Source organism: Roseivirga seohaensis subsp. aquiponti (assembly GCF_001267955.1).
Taxonomy (GTDB): domain Bacteria; phylum Bacteroidota; class Bacteroidia; order Cytophagales; family Cyclobacteriaceae; genus Roseivirga; species Roseivirga seohaensis.
In genome coordinates, this window is sequence record NZ_JSVA01000022.1 from 120,554 (window position 1) to 138,303 (window position 17,750).

Here is a 17,750-nt window from a genome sequence, read left to right on the forward strand (position 1 = left end):
GGGTATTGGGTTATGAGTAGTGGGGAGGGTTGGGGCAGGCAAAGGATTGGAAAATAAAATCAATTCCCCATTACCTTATTGATCCAAGGCAAGTATTCGCTTACTCGGGTGTAATATTCGTACACGCCATATACCCCTTCGGGTTTTCCTGTATCGCGACCGTCTTGATGGGAACTTACGCCCATAATATAAGCCTGATCGCCATCGAACCAAAGGGCAGGGCCTCCGCTGTCGCCTGGGCCGCTGATGCCTTCTAAAGGAAGTACATTCTCTGAATCTGGTGCATCAAAAGTGAAGCGGATATAACTAGGTTTGGTGCCATCAATTAAGTTCTGGGCTGCCCTGAGTTTTCGGTCTTTGTTTATGGCTCCGTCTACCATTCCTTTATCGCCTGTGCCTGCCCAGCCCGTGCCCGCAAAAATGATTGCCTTGCCTACTTCATCCGACTTTTCATAAAGAATGGCCAACTCTACATTGGGTACATTTTCTTCCAGCTCTATCAGCGCAATGTCATGATTTACCGCTCCCCTCAAGTTATAATCAGGATGAATGATTTTTCTTTTGATGGCGTATTTTACTCCGTTTACGGTGACATCTTCCCCTACCCTTGGGCTTTCCAAAACATGCCCTGCGGTAAGTATCCAATTGGGTTGAATAAATGTGCCGCAACCCGCATTTAAACGCACGGCCGAACCGCCATACTTTGCGCCTAGGGCCACATATTCTGAATCGTCTACATCATGCCGCATTACAATTTCCTTGGGCGAACCCATCAACAATAGCCCTATAAAGCTAAGTGAAATAAATGCTTTCATATTTTGAGATTTTAAACCTAAAGCCAATTTACGTAAGCACTTTCTTATTTACAACTAATTGTTTAGTAGATTAATTTACAGCCTAGCCACTTCAGGATTATATGATACTTAAATTGTAATTCTCTATATTGATTTCCCGTAGACAGAAACTTCCGTGTAGCTACCATTATTAGGCTGCTATAAGGTAGTTTTGGTGAATAATATGAGGCGTTACGCCACAAACGTAACGCATATGTAACGTTTGGCATTAATTAAAACTACTACATGGCAAAACAAATAACCAATAGTGTAAACTCAGGAGTTCAAGCCAATGTAGGAATGGATTTTCAGATACATTGTACAATTTTTTTATTCCTTGAAAACTTCAAGTCCTTGCATGGTCAAAGGTACTTTATCACAATCGAACACTTAGAGGACATTGTTTTTGGGTATTTAGATTCTAATGAAGAGTTAACTAAAGTTGAAACCTACCAAGCTAAAAAAGCAACTTCAGCATGGAAGATTAGTGACTTATATGAAATACTACAAAAAATAACAGAAGCAAGTCAGAGTATTCTTGATGATTCTCACCCCAAAGCTAATGGATTCTTTCAAGAGAATTATTTTGCAACGAATAATACCATTGACCTAAAAACAAAAGTAAAAACAACGTCATACCGAGAAATAATAAATGAAGCTAATAGTAATGTTCATTACCCTAGTTTAGACCAAAACATCAAAACTAAAATAGAACAAGGAAATAGCACAATTTCCTTTACAACTGACAATCTCAAAAATTTAGCGACTCTAAACTTTAAATACATTGATTTAAGTAGGACTTCTAAATCGCAAAAAGAACTTCTACACGGCAAATTCCAGACTGTTTTTAAAGATAAAATAACAGATCATATGGCGGCACTGGATACATTTATACTTTGTTTAGATAAATTAGATTCAACATTTAATCAAGGAAACACTGCGAACTTAAGTGATTTATCCAAAAGAGTTGAATCACATGAGATTGAGAAACTTTTAGCTTTATTAACTACTAAGAAGTTAGCCTACGATTTTTGGAGAGATAAAAGTGATGAACTGTGTAAAGAACTTAAAATTTCATTACTTGATAGGTCTTCCTTCGAACTCAACTATCAAAACAGTTTTGACCTTTTTAAAGATTTAAATTCGCGTGAGCATCAAAAGGTCTTTAAATTTTTGAAATCCAATATTTCAATCTTAGGCAATCATACTTCTGATATTGACTGTATATCAGAATTTATCAAAGAATTTAATAAGAAAAAATCAACGACATTAAGTAGCACACAATTAAAGGCAACGATATCAGCCGCATATATTGAAATTAAAAACACACTTTAATGCTTAACTTAAAAATAAATAGCGTTCTAGTCTACAGCGAGTTATCTGATAAGTACTTTTTCACTGAATTTGGAGAAAACCTAAACATCATATACGGCAAAAACACTGCGGGAAAAAGCACTCTCATTCAGTTAGTTTTATACGCTTTTGGCATCAACGACAACAAACTCAAATTAACAGAAATACTCTCTGAAGAAATTTTCGTTAGACTGGATTGTACTCTAAGAAAAGATGGGATTTCACAGAATTATGTGTTTGTAAGACAGGATGAAACATTAATAATTCGAGACAACAACGAAAAAACAATCAAATTCAATGGAATAGGTAGCGATCAATCTGCTGAACATATCAAACTGAAGAAATTCTTCAACGATTTATTCGATTTCAATTTAATGCTAGAATCGACTTCGGGAATTTCAGAAGCCCCAATGGAGACAATTTTCCTTCCATATTACGTTTCCCAAGACGTAGGCTGGGTCTATTTACGTAAATCATTTAGTAATTTAAATTTTTACAAAAATTTCAAAGAAGACTTCCTCGACTATTATCTTGGAATAGAAAATTCTGAAGACCGAAAGGAAAAAAGGGAGATCGAAACACTTATAAAAAGTCTTCAACAACAGATTTCTTTTTTTAACAAAATTGAAACTGACAATGAAGAACTTGAAGTATCTCAAATTATTGAGGATTCATTCTCGGGAAAGTCAAATGAATTTATTGACAATTTCTCTAGTAATAAAAGCAAACTACTGGAGCTTGAAAATAAACAAATTAAGGAATCGAATAATTTAGCATTCCTCAATCAAAGGTTGTCTGTTGTTTCTAAAGTTAATAGAAACCATAAAAATCAAAAACCAGGTACAGATAGCTGTCCTACATGTTCTCAAACTCTCCCTAAGAGCATTGAAGACATGTATGAATATTTTCAAGAGGAAAATGACACTTCAAAAATTCAGAGCGAGCTTAAAGAGAAAATTAAAAAAAGTCAGGCTTCAATCAATTCTATAAACAAGAAGATTAGTTCTTTAAAAGAAGAACTTGAGTCTGAAACGAGAATTTACAATAAGTATTCAGTCGATAACTTAACTTTTGAAAGCTGGATCAACAACAAAGCTAACATACAGCTAAATAATAATATCACTTCACAGGTTGGTAGGTTAAGCTTAACCTTAGAAGAACAAAAAGAGAAATTATCCGAGTTTAAAACAGATAGTGAAATTTTATCAGAAAGAAGTAAGAAGAGTAAAATTTTTAAAGATTACTACAAATCTAATAATGCTTTTCTAGGACTGCCAGAATTGAAAGAAAGTCGTTTTAATGATCTCTACGATATATCTAGTTTCCCATTTCAAGGAGTTCAACTACACCTTGCAGTATTGAGTTATCATTTTGCATTTAATAGGTTACTTACAGATTCAAGTGGTATTCATCGAATTCCATTTATTCTTGATAGTATCTTTAAAGAAGATATTGAACAAGGCACAAAGAACAAAATATTAAAGTTCATTAACTCTCATCATCCGAAAGATACTCAAACAATACTTTCAATTGCTGACGATAAGAATGTCGATAGTAAAATTGAGACTTACTCTTCAGAATTCTTCAACAAAGAGGCAAAGATGATCTGTATAGGTGAAGGCGTTAGAGAAAAATCTCTTTTAATCGATAATGATGGTGAGCAAAAAACACTAATCGAAAACTCGTTTGAACTACTTGAAAATGAAAACTAATGCCAAAACCCCGCCCAATTCGATTGTCTTCACCAACAGGCCTCTGAAACTCACTTGTAATACTCTGCCAATGCTAGTGTAACCTCAAGGAAGGAAAACAGGCAGGGTTGGTTTGTAGAGCAAAGTAATTATTTGGTTTATACCCAACCTGTTTTCACGAAAAGGCTACTAAGAACCAATAATGAAATAAGCTTTTCTATATTAGCCAGCGCGTTGGTGATAATCGTTGAAATGCAGAAGGAATCAATTTACAACCCTGAATTCGTAAGTAAGCTTTTTGACTCTATGTCTTCGACATACGGACTAACCAACTACATATCGTCTTTTGGGTTTACAGAACGTTGGAGGAAAGCTTGTATCAATAAAATTAAACCTACAGAAAAGCCTGTGGTTATTTATGACTTAATGAGTGGAATGGGAGAGCTATGGCCTTCAATAAAACATTCGAAGCTCAATGTTCATGAAATAAATGCTGTTGATATCTCTCCAAACATGAACAGCATTGCCCGTAAGAACAAAAAGAGTGTCAGTGGTCAAATAAACATTCTAGAACAGGATATTCTTAAAAATGACATTGAGTCAAACTCCGCTGATCATGTTGTTTCATCATTTGGTCTGAAAACATTTAATACAAAACAACTCTCTGAACTTGCCCATGAATTGAATAAAATTCTGAAGCCTGAAGGATCGTATTCTTTTGTTGAAATCTCTGTTCCGAATAGTAGCTTTCTTAAGTTCTTCTATATGTTTTATTTGACGAAGATCATTCCAGTTGTAGGCTATCTATTTCAAGGAAACTCGCAAGACTACAAAATGCTGGGCACTTACACTTCAAAGTTCGGTAACTCAAAAAAATTTCATTCAATGTTGCTTAACGAAGGACTAGAAAGCCACTACGAAGAACTGTTTTTCGGATGCGGATCAATAACTTGGGGTAAAAAGAAAAAGAGCTAATCCTTACTTCTTATTAGGAACTCTCAAGAACCATTAATTAAATTACACGTGAAGATTACCGGATAAATACCCGTTTCATGAAAACCAATTTAACACTTACACTAAACAAGGAAGTCATAGAGCAGGCCAAGAAATATGCTGCTAATAAAGGGGAAAGTCTGTCTGAAATGGTGGAGAATTATTTTAAATACATCATCCATTCAAAAGCCGAATATGAAGAGGGGCAATTGACTCCGCGTGTCAAAAAACTACGGGCCGTTTTAAAAGTAGACTCGGATTTCAATTACAAGGATGTTTTGAACGAAGCGAAAAGTACCAAACATGGTCTCTAAGTATTCCCCTTTGTGGGTGAGAAGAGGCCATTTTAAGCCACATCAGCTTGTTGGAGAAAAACCAACAAGGCCAATAGAGGTTCGCAGCGAGACAAAACACCCACAAAAAAAGAGCTGAATTCCTCCAGCTCCTTTTCATCTCATCCATCTAAATTCAAATCTATTTTCTTTTGCCTGGCTTGTAGGTTTCTGCTGCACGGGCTTCTACATCTTCTTTGTAATAGGCTACATCTTTAAACTCGGCATCGGCATATCGCTGGGCTTGGTCATAGAAATGCGGAGATGCTGGATCGCCACTTTGACCACCTGCCAATATGCTCTTGGCTTTTACTTTATCGCCAAATTCTACTACGGCCACAAAGCTATTGCCCGAAGAACCATAGATACGGTTGGTGCCCGGTTTTTTGCTTGCCCCAAAAGAAGCCAAAGCTCCCCATCGGGCGGAAGCCATACCAATGGCAATGCTTTCTTTGTTATCATCGTACTTCAAGTCGATGTCGCCACTCAAACGCTGGAACCTGTTGATTTCGCCCCAAGGCGTATTCCATGTTCCGAAATCTGCCTCCAACTCTTTGATAGAAGCTTCAAAGATTTCCAATCTTTCACTGTAAGGTGAACCTGTTCCGTAATAATCCACGCGCTCATTTCCGCTTAAACGCTCAGGGTTTTTGCCCATTCTGCTGTAAAGCGAACCATAGTAATACGCCATAGACATGGCCACAGATTCCTTCGAAGTTCTTAAATCCCAGTTTCTCAACACCTCAATGGCAGGTTTTAAGTCTGCGTTCTTATTTGCGCTCTTATCATAAGCTTCTACCAAACCCGGAATCAGTTTTTCAAAAGCAGGCAAGTAAGGATCGTATGCCAATTCGATTAAGCCATCTAAGGTCAGATCTTTCGCTTCTTTCAATACTTTTACGGCATGTACACCTCTAAAATTTTCCTCGTCTGGTGCCATATACACAGGATAATCTTCCTTTTTAGGGCTGAACTCTAGTGCGGCAGTAAAAGGTGTAGAGTTACAGTTCTGAATCCAACCATTAGCAGGATTGAAAATTGTAATTACCTCGTCAACAGTATGTTTTCCTTGCCAGTCGGTGGCCGGGTTACTTCCATCTACCGGTTTAGAATAATCAAATTGAGGGTCTCTTTTTGGAATAAAGTTGCCGTGATAATAAGCAATGTTTCCATCGGCATCGGCATAGACTGTATTGTTGGAAGAGTTAGTTCTGATGTTCATCATTTTTCTGAACTCCTCATTGGTTTTCAGTTTGGTACGGGTATAACTCTGTGTAAGTGCATTCACAGGATCCCAATTGATTTTGGTCACTACCCATTTGTCGTCTAGTTTATGGGTTACAGGTCCATGATGCGTACGATACATCGGGAAAGTTCTTTCCTTCATTTCGTTGCCCTCTTTGTATTTTAAGGTCACTTCCGAAACCTGTACATCTCGCATTTCTTCACCGTATTTGTACTTTAGTTTTCCATCTACTTCCGAAACCTCTTCTACAAATTCATCAATAAAATCAACGGCAGTGGAAGTGTGCATCCAACCCATTCTGTCATTGAAACCTTGGTACACAAAAAACTGTCCCCAGGTTACTGCACCATAAGCATTCAAGCCTTCTTCGCTCACCACATGTACTTCGGGACGGAAGTAAAAAGAAGTATGCGGATTGATCAATAGCATGGCATCGCCCGAAGCGGTATGTTGGCCAGCAATCGCAAAACCGTTCGATCCTTTTGGTTCTTCATAAGGATCGGGATGTGTAAGGCCATCGCCAAATTCGGTAAGTGCCAAAGACTGGTCATTTTCGTAAAACGATTTCACCCTGCGGGTAGAAATACTTTCGATATCGCCACCAATAGAACCTTCGCTAAAGAACATCGGAAACCACGGTTCGAAACGCGTAAGCACTTTGGGCTGCACTTCTGGGTGAGTATGTAAGTAATAATTGATCCCGTCTGCATAAGCATCGCAAAGCTCTTGAAGCCATTTTGGAGAAGCGTCATAAGCCGCTTTAGCTTCTTCTACCGTCATATACAGTCTGGCGCGCAAGTCGCTGTAAAGTGCATCTTCGCCTTCCATTTCGGCCAAACGGCCAGTGGCCCAAACGTAATTACGTTCCACACGTGCAAAATCATCTTCGCATTGGGCGTAAAGTAGGCCAAAAACTGCATCAGCATCGGTTTTACCGTAAATGTGGGGCACACCAAAATCATCACGAATGATCTGGACATTCTCTGCCTGGGCTTCCCACTGACTTACCTCATCGGTAGCCTTGGGCTGGCAAGAATAAAGGATTGAAATGAATAATAGAAAAAGGAGTTTCTTCATGGTTGTAAGGTTTGAAGAAAGATGAAACATGCTGAGGAATTGTGCAAGTGGATTTTTGTGGGTGGGCTGAAAACAAGATCGGGTCTCCTTTTTTTAAAAGAGACCCGATGCTAATCTTATCAAGTAAACCTTAACGACTTACTAATTATTTTTTATCTACCAAGTAGTTTACAAGGGCCAGTAATTCTGGAAGGCTTTTTACGCTCCCCATATTCACCAAGTATTTTCCATTTACTACTAAAGATGGTACGCTGGCAATACCTTTGGCTTCCCATTCTCTAGCCATTTTTTTGGCTTTGGCTTGTAAGGTTTTATCGGCAAAATATTTATCCACTTCAGCCTTGCTTACGCCCTTTTCTTCAAACATCTTTTTAAGAGTGCTCATGTCGTCAACCGTTCTCATTTTAACATGAATTTGATCGAAAAAATATTGAAGTAATTCTGCGCCCTTGGCACCCATACTCTCCATAATTACAAATGCCTGAACAATTCCTGCTTGCATTGTTGGGTTATCATGCGGGATGTAATCAACATGCGATTTTTCAAATTTTGTACCCATTTTTAAACCCGCTTTCAGTTGGGGCATCATAGGTTCAAACTGAAAACAGTGACCGCAATACATTGAGAAAAACTCGGTTACTGTTGGGGCAGCGGTAGCGGTTTCAGAAACCACTGTGTAATGTACTTTTTCCTGATACTGACCAAAAGCCGATCCTACTCCTACTGTCAACAATAATGCTATTAATAGTCCTTTCATGATTTTTTATTATGATGCCGAAACTACGAAGTTTAGGGGGTTAGAAAAAGGTTTTTTTATATAGAGAACAGCCTAAAGCCCCTATTAATCATTGCTGTTTCCGATAATTGCCGCCACTCCAATGCGCACACCAAAGTCTTTGGCCTTCCAACCCTGAAATGATTGAACGAACTCAACCCGCAATACCCTGAAAATATTATCGATGGTATAACCCAATTCGGTGTAATTATCAGAAGTTGGCGTGGCTAAATAGTTTACAAACAAGTTCTCTTTCAGCCCACTTAACCTGAGCATTGGCAACTGCGTAAATACAAATTTTCTAAATCTGATGTGCGTAAAAATAGAAGCGTAATCATCTGAAGTACTGTATTTATAATAATCGAGCAGTCGATAGCCTCCCGTAACACTCATAGGGCTAAAAGGAAGCCGGTTACCTTGGAAATGCTTAAAGTCTGTAAAAATCATTTGAGAGGTATTGAAAAATTTACCTGCCTCTCCTTCTATATCAATCTTTGCCCTTACCCCTAAATCGAAGGTGGTTTTCAAGCCAAATTCTACCTGATCGAACTGTGTGTTGCTACCCAAAACATCGTTAAATGCTTTTTTGTAGGAAAGCCTAAAGGTTGGTGAAGAATCCTCTAATGGAATCAATCGGCCATTATATTTTCTAAACTTCAACCAAGGCTTTACAGTAAAGGCAAAACTAGAGATCAGGGCTTTACTATCTACAAAACCGCCCACAATGGTTTCGTTATTGGCAGGCTGATTGGTTTTATATTCGCGGTTTTCTACATCAAAAATGCTGTAATCGGTAGTATTGAACAGCTCACTTCTGCTGGCCCATTCTAGCTTAACGCCAACGGTATAACGGTAGCGAAAACGCTTGGCAAAACTGACATTTGCGTAAGTTTTTTCATAGTATTTGGCAAAGTTCTTTTCGGCCAAAAGGCTATAGAGCGAATTACTCAAATCATCAATGGCAGTAGGGTTAAACTGCTCAATGTAATTTCCACCTTGCACTCTGAAAGTACCTCGCTGTTCATTTTTACCAATTCCGAAAACACTTTCTACCTTGGCATAAAGCTGCTCTCCAGAAAAACCATAGCGTACAAAAGGTGAGATTCTCAAACGGGCTGTGGTATCTTGTCGCCATGAAAATGTACCTGTGAAATCTAGGTTCAATCCCTCCACGGTATTAAAGCGTAGTCTTGGCACAAAACCCGCAAAATCAAACCTCAATCGATCGCCCAATTTGTAATAGCTGCCAAATAAGATGTCCTTGGCTTGAAATTTAGCTCCGTTTTTCAAGCGAAGTGTATCTGCTTCAGCTTTGGCCTTTTCTGCGTAGTAAGTGCTGTCTTCGCGCTCATAACCTACAATTTCCTTTTTTGTCAAGGGCACGGGTCTTCTGGTTACCCAATAAACTGAATCCTTTTTGGTGGCTAAGGAATCGATATTGAAATAGTAATCAGAAACTACATCTACCTCACCGGCTTCTTTGCGTTCTTCCTTGTCGTATTCTTTCATCAGTTTTTTAAACTGCTTGCGCGAAACTTCTTGATCTTCTTTGAATACCTGATTTACGCCCTCTTCTACATTACCCGATTTAATGGCTTTGATTTCTTCTGGAGCAGCCTCTATTTTCTCATCGATAAGAATTACCGAAGGGTCTAAATCTTCATTTTCGGTTACGGTATAATCACTTACCGAAGCCAAGTAGTTATAACTTCCGGCCAAGCCAAAAATAGAACCCGAGAATTCAAATTTCTGTGTAACAGGCATCCAGATTTCGCCTTTTATAGGCGCGAAAATTTGCTCAATTCGAATTTGAAAGCCCATTAAGCTGGTGGTTAAATCGAGGGAATGAATGTTCCAAAAATCTTCTCTGATGTAAATTACTCCTTCAAACAAGTCATCGCCTTTGGAACGTGGCGTTACTCTAATCTTATTAATTTCATAGCCGCGTTCTCTAAAGCTGCCTTCATATTTAAACTTGTAATAGGAAAAAGCTCGGGGGCTTAAAGGTGAAACGGCATTCACAACTTCTGGCAAATAAAAACTGCTGTTGATGTAGGCGTTTGGATTGGCGTTATCACTTTCTTGACCAGTCGTTCTTACTGATATTACCTTTTCCTTAAATGTATTCGGCCTTTCGAAATAGATTTCGCTTACAGATTCGGACGTGTACACTTGTGAGGTATCAATTCCTTCTTTCTCAAAAGTTTTTCTCAAAAGCCAGGGTACTTTGGTAATTTGGCCTGTTCCCTTCATATACACCTCTGCCGAATAACTGTCGTTTTGTAATAAATGATATTCCGCTTTGGCAATGGCCTTGCGCATAATCGTGTAAGAAGGGTCTTCTGCTTTAGCCTCCACGGTTACCGATGCCAAGTTGATGACCTGTGGTTTCATAATGATATCGACCGTCTCGAAACCAGCACCGACCTTTATATTCTTGATTACGGTAGCATAGCCCATAAACTGATAGGTAACTTGATAATTTCCTGGCTGAAGTCGGTATTCATAGAAGCCATCGAGGTTAGATGAAGTGCCCGAACCGACTTCTTTCACATAAATGGAAGCAAAGGGAAGTGCTTCTCCATTATCGTCTTTAATAGTTCCTTTAATGCCTTGCGCCATTGAAGGGAATGAAAATAGCAGCAGTAAGGCTACAAAAAATTGTTGTTTTAACATGGTTTGAGTTTTGTGTTGACCTACAAATAAAGTACCTCTTTTTCTTAGGCACATTATCTGCTTTGTTAATAGACGTGAAGAACAACAAGTTTGGCGTCTGGGTTTGAAAAAAAATCTTAAACCCATTTCCCTAATCCTTATTGATAGAATTTTTTGAAGCGAATGTAGTCGGCTACGTTTTCTGGCAGAAGGTATTGAACGGAGTGTTCGTTGCGAATGGCATCGCGAATAAATGTGGCGGAAATGTCTAGCATTGGCGATTCCACATACTTAATATTTTCGTGCACTACTTTAATTTTAGAGCGATCAACTTGCGGACGTGGATACACATAAAGGCCGTAATTGTCTAAAATGGCTTGATAGTTTTTCCACTTGTGAAAATGAACTAAGTTGTCTTCACCAATAATCAACACAAACTCGTGTTCGGGGTGTTTGTCGGAAAGATAAGCGAGAGTATCAGCTGTATAACTAGGTTTGGGCATGTGAAACTCCACATCGGAAGCCCTGAATTTGTAATTATCGGCCACTGCCAATTCTACCATTTTCAGTCGGTCGAATTCGTGAAGGAGGGTTTTGGAGCTTTTGAAAGGGTTTTGCGGACTTACCACAAACCACACCTGGCCCAGATCGGTTTGGTCGGCCATAACATCGGCAATTACCAAATGACCAATATGAATAGGGTTGAATGAACCAAAAAAGAGACCGATGCGCAAAATCTTATTTGTTTAGGAAGTCAGAAACTAAAATCTCTGCGTTTGCAAAAGATTCTTCTAAGTTTTCATTGACTAAAGTAACATCAAATTTGTTTTCAAATGTCATTTCGAATTCCGCACGATAAAACCGCTGCGAAAGACTTTCTGCCGATTCAGTACCTCTGCCTGTTAATCGTCTTTTAAGTTCTTCCATAGAAGGCACTTTAACAAAAACGGCTAGGGCGTCATCGCCAAAATATTGCTTCAGCTTTAAGGCTCCTTTCACTTCAACATCAAAAACCACATGACGACCTTCGGCCCAAATGCGCTCTACTTCTGATTTTAAAGTGCCGTAATAGTTGCCGGTATACACTTCTTCCCATTCTACAAAAGCATCGTCTTCAATCTTCTGACGAAATTCTTCTTTGCTGAGGAAGTAATAGTCCTTTCCGTTTTCTTCGGAACGGCCGCGTTTATCGCGTGTACTGGCCGATATTGAGAAACCTAGTTGTGGATTAGTTGCAAGTAGGTGCTTTACAATTGTAGTTTTACCCGACCCAGAAGGTGCGGTGAAGATGAATGCTTTTCCTTTGCCCATGTTACAGACCGATGCTCTTTTTTATGGTATTGGCAAGGTCTTCAGGGATTTCCTGCTTGTGTTCACAAAGCTTTTGCTTTATGGTTTCTTGCACACATTTTTCCCTTTCGTAATTACCGTTTGATTTAACACAGGTTCTAATTTTTTCTTCAAAGATGGCGCGCGACTCTTCGTCTGCTTCGTTATCTAGCACTAACTGAATAATTTCAGAAAATCTCTTTTCATCCACCAAGTTACCACTGTCACAATAACACTCTTTGAAACTATTTTTGAACCAGTCTGAGAACTCACTCATGGCTATCATTTTATTTGTTATATCCCATTTCTTTTGCGTACGAAGAAAGTTTTTCCTTCAGCATGTTTCTTGCCCTATGCAACCTAGAACGAACGGTTCCAATTGGAATATCCAAAATCTTAGACATTTCCTCGTAGGTAAACCCTTCTAAATCGCTTAGAATAATCACTGTTCTAAAATCTACTGGAATGCTGTTCATTGCCAGTGTGATTTCATCACCAATCATGTGTTGAACAGTTTCAACCCTTAAATCGGTGGTGATGCTTTCATCTACATCATCAGAATTGTAGTATGACTCAACTTCATTATAATCAACCTTAGCGGGCTGCTTGCTCTTTTTACGGAACTCGTTAATAAAGCTGTTTTTCAAAATGCGGAACAACCACGCTTTGGCATTAGTTCCTTGCTCGAATGAGTTGATAAACCTAAAAGCCTTTAAATAAGTATCTTGTACTAGGTCTTTAGCATCATCCTCATCGAATGTAAGTCGATACGCAAAATTGTACATGGAATTAACATGTGGCATGAATTCCTGATCAAAAACACGAGCGGCTTCTTTCTCGCTGTATTTCTGTCTTTGCGTCCCCTGATTTTCTTTGTTCACAGCTTCTTCAGACATGGTGCAAAAATAGTAAATATTAATTGCGGTATCCTAAAATTAGGGTGTAATAAGAAACTTAGCTAAGTTCAAAACTAAGCTCACATAAATCCAAAATCGACTTAAAACGACATAACCTCATGCTCAAAACCTTCAATGACTCCCAAACCAAAAAGTGCGAAATCATATTTCACGGGATCATTCGGATCTAACGTTTTAAGGTTTTCGGTAAGTTCTATGGCGGTTCGCCAATCGGTTTGTTTTCTAGTGATCAGCCCTAATTTTCTAGCGATTCTATCTACGTGAACATCGCATGGGCAAACCAACTGGCTAGGTGAAATATTCTTCCAAACCCCAAAATCAACACCTTTATCATCTTGCCTAACCATCCACCTCAAGTACATATTCAGCCTTTTACAGGCTGATTTTCTGGCAGGCGTGGCTATATGTTTTCGGGTGCGTTCAGGGGCATCGGGCAAAGCAAAAAAGGAATGATGGAACTGGATAAGGCTGTTGGACATATCGGTATCTCCCGGCTTTATTCCTGCCAAAAAAGCTTGTTCCAGTGAATTATGTTGGCTGTAGAAATCCTTAAAGAATTCGATAAAATAAAGCGTGTCGGTGGTGTTGAAAGTACGATGTTTGAAATTCAGTAAACGCTTTAAATCAGACTCCTTATGATTGATTATAAAATCATGTGGAGCATTGTCCATCAGGCCAAACAACTTATTGCATTTATTGATGATGGTAACACGCTGCCCCCAAGCCAATATGGAAGCCCAAAAACCAGTAATTTCTATGTCTTCCTTTTTAGAAAACTGGTGAGGAATTACGATTGGATCGTTTTCAATAAAATTCGGTTGATTGAATTGCTCAACTTTAGCGTCTAGAAAATCTTTGAGTTTATTGGAAATCAACTGAGTATTGGGTCTGGTGGTTTAAAACTACTTCTTTATCACTTCCAGTTTTCCTATTTCACTTTGCTTCAGGGTTACGTTTCCTTTTTCGCTTATGGCTTCTTTCACTTTCAAACTACCCACTTGAATATATAATTCTGTGGGGTCGCTACCTTCTAAAAGGTTAACCGTTTTTACGGCAACCTCCCCTTCAATCACAAAATTTACTTTTTGGCCTTTAATATTCACGGTAGAACTTTCGCAAGGCACCACACCAATTGCTTCTCCATTTTCCTTGTTCGACCAAATATTTGGGTCGTTCCAATCGCCTGATTTAACCGTCCAAAGCTCTTTTTTGCAAGAAGTATCAAATGGAAGAACCATCAGTTTGGCTTTGGTAGAAGTATAATTCCCAGACATATCTGACACAAAAAGGTCTACTTCATTTTCGCCCAAATTTGCAGAAGTAAACTCCCTCGGCTCTGTCCAAAACTCGCTAATTTGAGCATTATCCTTTGTGCAGCCTTCTTGTTTTGAGAACATCTGGAAAAACTCACCTTCACGGCTTCCGTCTGGTTCAAAACCCGCCCAGTTTTCTCTCACAACAATCACTGCATCGCTACAAAGTTTGGCCAGTGCCTTAGCATCGCGAACTTCTAACTTGCCATTTTTATCTAAATACATTTTAGCCGGCTGACTTACAATTACTGGCTTTAAAGTATCTTCAACCGTGATATTCACCATTGTAGAAGCTAAATTACCACGGTCATCTTTCACAATAAAGGCCACTTCGTTTTTCCCCAAATCGTTGTAATCAAATATAGATTTATTGAGGGATGCGTTATAGCCAGCACAGCCAGATGTAGAGCCATCATCCATCAGATTTGCGTCTGCCTTTGCCAAACCGTTTACCGCTAAATACACCGTAGCATCTTTCGCCTTGGCTACTGGAGCTGTCAAATCATAAATTGTAATAATTACTTTTGTAGTTGCTTCGTTACCGCTTTTATCTACCACCCGAGCTATCACTTCATTTTCACCCAAGTCATCGCAGGTAAAGGTGGTTTTACTTAATTCGAAAAGTTCAATGCCACAATTATCTTTTGCACAAGGGCGTTCTTGAAAAAACTGTGTTTCACCCGCTCCAGGCACAGGGTTCGGGCTCGGACTGGAATCAATCTTTCCACACCGCCAAAGAATTACGTTTTTGGGATCAACTTTAACAAATTCCCCATTTGTAATATTTGCCCGAATATTTCGGACTGCGATGGTCGGAGGTATGTTATCTACTACCTTCACTAAGGTGGTTCCATAATAAGTGGTTCCGTTTGCTCCTACCCCTTTGATCGTCACATAATTTTCACCCAAGTCATTACAACTGAAATTTGACTTTGTCAATTCTCGTGAACATTCCACTCCAGCGCAAGGCCAATAACAATCCTCACTTAATAAATCATCAATTTTCACCCTTCCTTTTCCATTCGCATCCAGTGCCAAAACATAGGGCTGCGTACAGGTAGTCATTAAATAATTTTGAAACTTAAGAGTGAATTGACCTATTGGCTTTCCCTCAATAGGATTGTCGACTACAATGAAATACTCATCACCTTCTCGCAAACCAGTGAACAACAGTTGGTCTGACTTAACAGGGTAACCAAAAGCAGTACTCGCCAATTCTTCATCTTTAGCGTTGACCAAAGCCAGCTGAATGTAGGATTCTTGTCCTTCAACGGTAACAATAATTTTATCCGAAGCGGGTGCTTTAAACTTAAACCAAACGCTTCTGCTGGCCCTACTTCCCCAGCGGCTATAGTAAGTTCCGTCACCCGATGCGCCATTGGCACTAAACTGACCTTCTTTAGAAAAGTAGTTTCCGTTGGGGCCTAAAGGAAGTTGAAAAGCAGTTTGGCGGGTATCGTTTGCAGGAATTTGAAAAGCAAAAGCCTGACTTTTCAGGATAAGAAAAGCCAAAAAGATAAAGATCATTTTGGCATAAAATTTCCTCATATACTATTGGAAATAACTGAGTTCTACTAGAAAACGATTATCTAAAGCTTTTAGCTGATCGTAAGCACGCTTATTAAGTTTGATCAAAATATTTTGATTGTCGGCTGTATCAGGAATTTCACCCACCACACGCACATACACCGTAAGGTTATTCATGCGGTTTTTCACCTTAATTACAGTACCTACTTTAGCCGTTTTATGTAGCGCTAAAAATTTAGTAGACGATTCATCTTCAATTATTAGCTCAGCCTGACCTTCTTCAACAATTTCATTGAAAGGACTACCATTGTACGACTCATTGGCTATTTCTTCCACACCAGTACTTACAGGGTTGGTAACTTTCTGAGTGGTGTCCGTCACTTTTGGTTTCTCAATTGGCTTTGCAACAGGCTTTTCCGTAGTAGTGGTTGTTGGCAATGTTACTTCTTGGGTAGTTTTGGCAGCTACAGATATTTTTAGTGTTTGACCTACCGCCAAGGCATTGGAAGTTAGCCCATTCAGCTTTTTTATTTCGTTTACATCTACACCATATTTCTGTGAAATGGCAAAAAGTGTTTCACCAGCTGCAACCGTATGATTTTTAGCAGCTTGAGCAGAATTTTTGGTTGGAATTTCTGCTTGCCCCATAGGTTTTCCGTAAGGAATATTAATGGTTTGCCCTACTTTCAAATCATTCACCAGTTCGGCATTCTTTGCCTTTATTTCGGTTACGGTGGTTCCATACCTGCGCGCCAATGAATAAAGTGTTTGACCAGACATCACTTTATGGATTACAAAGTATTTATCACCTTCTTTTTTTATTCCTAGCGAGTCTGCTTGACTAAAGCTTGACGTTGCCGCCAATACTAACACCATCAAACTCAACAAAAACTTTCTCATAAATCCTTGATTAAATAGCATTTGACCTCACGCTTTTCTTTGACAAATATAAGCTGTTCATTAACGATATAAAAAGTATCTGAGGCCAGTCCTTTACTATGTTGCGCTAAAACTTCCGTCAAAACAAGTTCGCCATTTGCATTAAAAACATAAAGCCTATTGGTCAAATTCTGTTCCAGCTTTTCGTGTGCTGACATAAAAATCAGGCCTTCGTACTCTAAATAATCGCAAGCCCCCACCAAATCTACCTCTGCAAATTCCTTTAAAAAACGAACCACCGTAGTAAAGTAATTACTGTCGCCCGTGTAATGGAACGGAAGAATTAGGTTTCCCGACATAGATTTGACGGAAAAATCTTCTTCCGTTTCTAAAATTTCGTTACCTGAGCGAATATCAATCGTAAAAACTTCAGCTTCTTCTTCATTTACTTTTAAAGAAAGCGCATAACCATTCAAACCCCGAACATTAATATTATCTACCGACCAAACAGCTTCTTGGGCATTAACATCAAAGCCAAAAACAGAGCGTTCATCTATGTTTTGGGAGTCATTAAAAATCTGAAAAACGATTATTTCACCCACAAAAGCGTAGACCGTTACCCACCAATTTTCATCAAAACCCAAAGCCTTCCATTCAAACTGATGGTTATTTAGGTTGAAGAGTGAAAAAGTAGCTTCCATAGCATCTCCATTTCGGCAACTAATCAGCAACCGATCGCTGGAAAGGGCGGTTTCCCAAATATCTGTAGGGAATACTTCCGAAAACTGTAAGTGAAGTTGCTTTGGCAATGCGTTTCTTTGTATTTTGAC

General features: G+C 38.9%; 16 protein-coding genes. 4 read left to right on the top strand and 12 right to left on the bottom strand.

Annotated elements, in window-relative coordinates; translation table 11 throughout:
- Positions 1–59: 59 nt before the first annotated feature.
- The gene (locus OB69_RS17060; protein WP_053224970.1) at positions 60–815 is read right to left on the bottom strand and encodes a S1 family peptidase; all 756 of its coding nucleotides are present in this window, start codon (positions 813–815) and stop codon (positions 60–62) included.
- 264 nt (positions 816–1,079) lie between these two features.
- On the opposite strand from OB69_RS17060, the gene OB69_RS17065 reads away from it, so the two are divergent.
- The 4 genes from OB69_RS17065 to OB69_RS17080 all read left to right on the top strand — a co-directional run bounded on the left by OB69_RS17065 (position 1,080) and on the right by OB69_RS17080 (position 5,184).
- Positions 1,080–2,168 (top strand): dsDNA nuclease domain-containing protein, encoded by a 1,089-nt coding sequence (locus tag OB69_RS17065; protein WP_053224971.1) that lies wholly within the window; start codon positions 1,080–1,082, stop codon positions 2,166–2,168.
- On the top strand, positions 2,168–3,898 hold the full coding sequence (locus OB69_RS17070) for a hypothetical protein (RefSeq protein ID WP_053224972.1): 1,731 nt from the start codon (positions 2,168–2,170) through the stop codon (positions 3,896–3,898). Before OB69_RS17065 ends, OB69_RS17070 begins: the two co-directional genes overlap by 1 nt.
- Positions 3,899–4,129: 231 nt before the next feature.
- Positions 4,130–4,852 (top strand): class I SAM-dependent methyltransferase, encoded by a 723-nt coding sequence (locus OB69_RS17075; RefSeq protein ID WP_071426813.1) that lies wholly within the window; start codon positions 4,130–4,132, stop codon positions 4,850–4,852.
- Between the two features lie 77 nt (positions 4,853–4,929).
- Positions 4,930–5,184 (top strand): DUF6364 family protein, encoded by a 255-nt coding sequence (locus OB69_RS17080; RefSeq protein WP_053224974.1) that lies wholly within the window; start codon positions 4,930–4,932, stop codon positions 5,182–5,184.
- A 160-nt stretch (positions 5,185–5,344) separates the two neighbouring features.
- Here OB69_RS17080 and OB69_RS17085 read toward each other — a convergent pair whose 3' ends face one another.
- From OB69_RS17085 to OB69_RS17135, 11 genes are all read right to left on the bottom strand, one after another.
- Entirely contained in the window at positions 5,345–7,525 is a 2,181-nt protein-coding gene (locus OB69_RS17085) for an acylase (protein WP_053224995.1), read from the bottom strand.
- A 145-nt stretch (positions 7,526–7,670) separates the two neighbouring features.
- Entirely contained in the window at positions 7,671–8,282 is a 612-nt protein-coding gene (locus OB69_RS17090; protein ID WP_053224975.1) for a thiol:disulfide interchange protein DsbA/DsbL, read from the bottom strand.
- Positions 8,283–8,366: 84 nt separating this feature from the next.
- The gene (locus OB69_RS17095; RefSeq protein ID WP_071426814.1) at positions 8,367–10,976 is read right to left on the bottom strand and encodes a DUF5686 and carboxypeptidase regulatory-like domain-containing protein; all 2,610 of its coding nucleotides are present in this window, start codon (positions 10,974–10,976) and stop codon (positions 8,367–8,369) included.
- A 137-nt stretch (positions 10,977–11,113) separates the two neighbouring features.
- Complete coding sequence (nadD, locus tag OB69_RS17100) at positions 11,114–11,689, bottom strand: nicotinate (nicotinamide) nucleotide adenylyltransferase (RefSeq protein WP_053224977.1); 576 nt, start codon at positions 11,687–11,689, stop codon at positions 11,114–11,116.
- Positions 11,690–11,693: 4 nt separating this feature from the next.
- Positions 11,694–12,266 (bottom strand): guanylate kinase, encoded by a 573-nt coding sequence (gene gmk, locus OB69_RS17105; protein WP_053224978.1) that lies wholly within the window; start codon positions 12,264–12,266, stop codon positions 11,694–11,696.
- A gap of 1 nt (position 12,267) precedes the next feature.
- Positions 12,268–12,561, bottom strand: a complete 294-nt coding sequence (locus OB69_RS17110; protein WP_157608621.1) for a hypothetical protein — start codon at positions 12,559–12,561, stop codon at positions 12,268–12,270.
- 10 nt (positions 12,562–12,571) lie between these two features.
- Positions 12,572–13,180 carry a sigma-70 family RNA polymerase sigma factor gene (locus tag OB69_RS17115; protein WP_053224980.1) on the bottom strand — a complete coding sequence of 203 codons (609 nt, stop codon included), beginning with the start codon at positions 13,178–13,180 and terminating at the stop codon, positions 12,572–12,574.
- A gap of 101 nt (positions 13,181–13,281) precedes the next feature.
- Positions 13,282–14,076, bottom strand: a complete 795-nt coding sequence (locus OB69_RS17120) for a TIGR02757 family protein (RefSeq protein ID WP_245620844.1) — start codon at positions 14,074–14,076, stop codon at positions 13,282–13,284.
- Between the two features lie 27 nt (positions 14,077–14,103).
- Complete coding sequence (locus OB69_RS17125; protein ID WP_053224981.1) at positions 14,104–16,062, bottom strand: hypothetical protein; 1,959 nt, start codon at positions 16,060–16,062, stop codon at positions 14,104–14,106.
- Positions 16,063–16,065: 3 nt separating this feature from the next.
- Complete coding sequence (locus OB69_RS17130) at positions 16,066–16,941, bottom strand: LysM peptidoglycan-binding domain-containing protein (protein ID WP_185096922.1); 876 nt, start codon at positions 16,939–16,941, stop codon at positions 16,066–16,068.
- A complete protein-coding gene (locus OB69_RS17135; RefSeq protein ID WP_053224983.1) occupies positions 16,938–17,729 on the bottom strand; it encodes a DUF4905 domain-containing protein in 792 nt (263 codons plus the stop codon). Before OB69_RS17135 ends, OB69_RS17130 begins: the two co-directional genes overlap by 4 nt.
- Positions 17,730–17,750 lie beyond the last annotated feature (21 nt).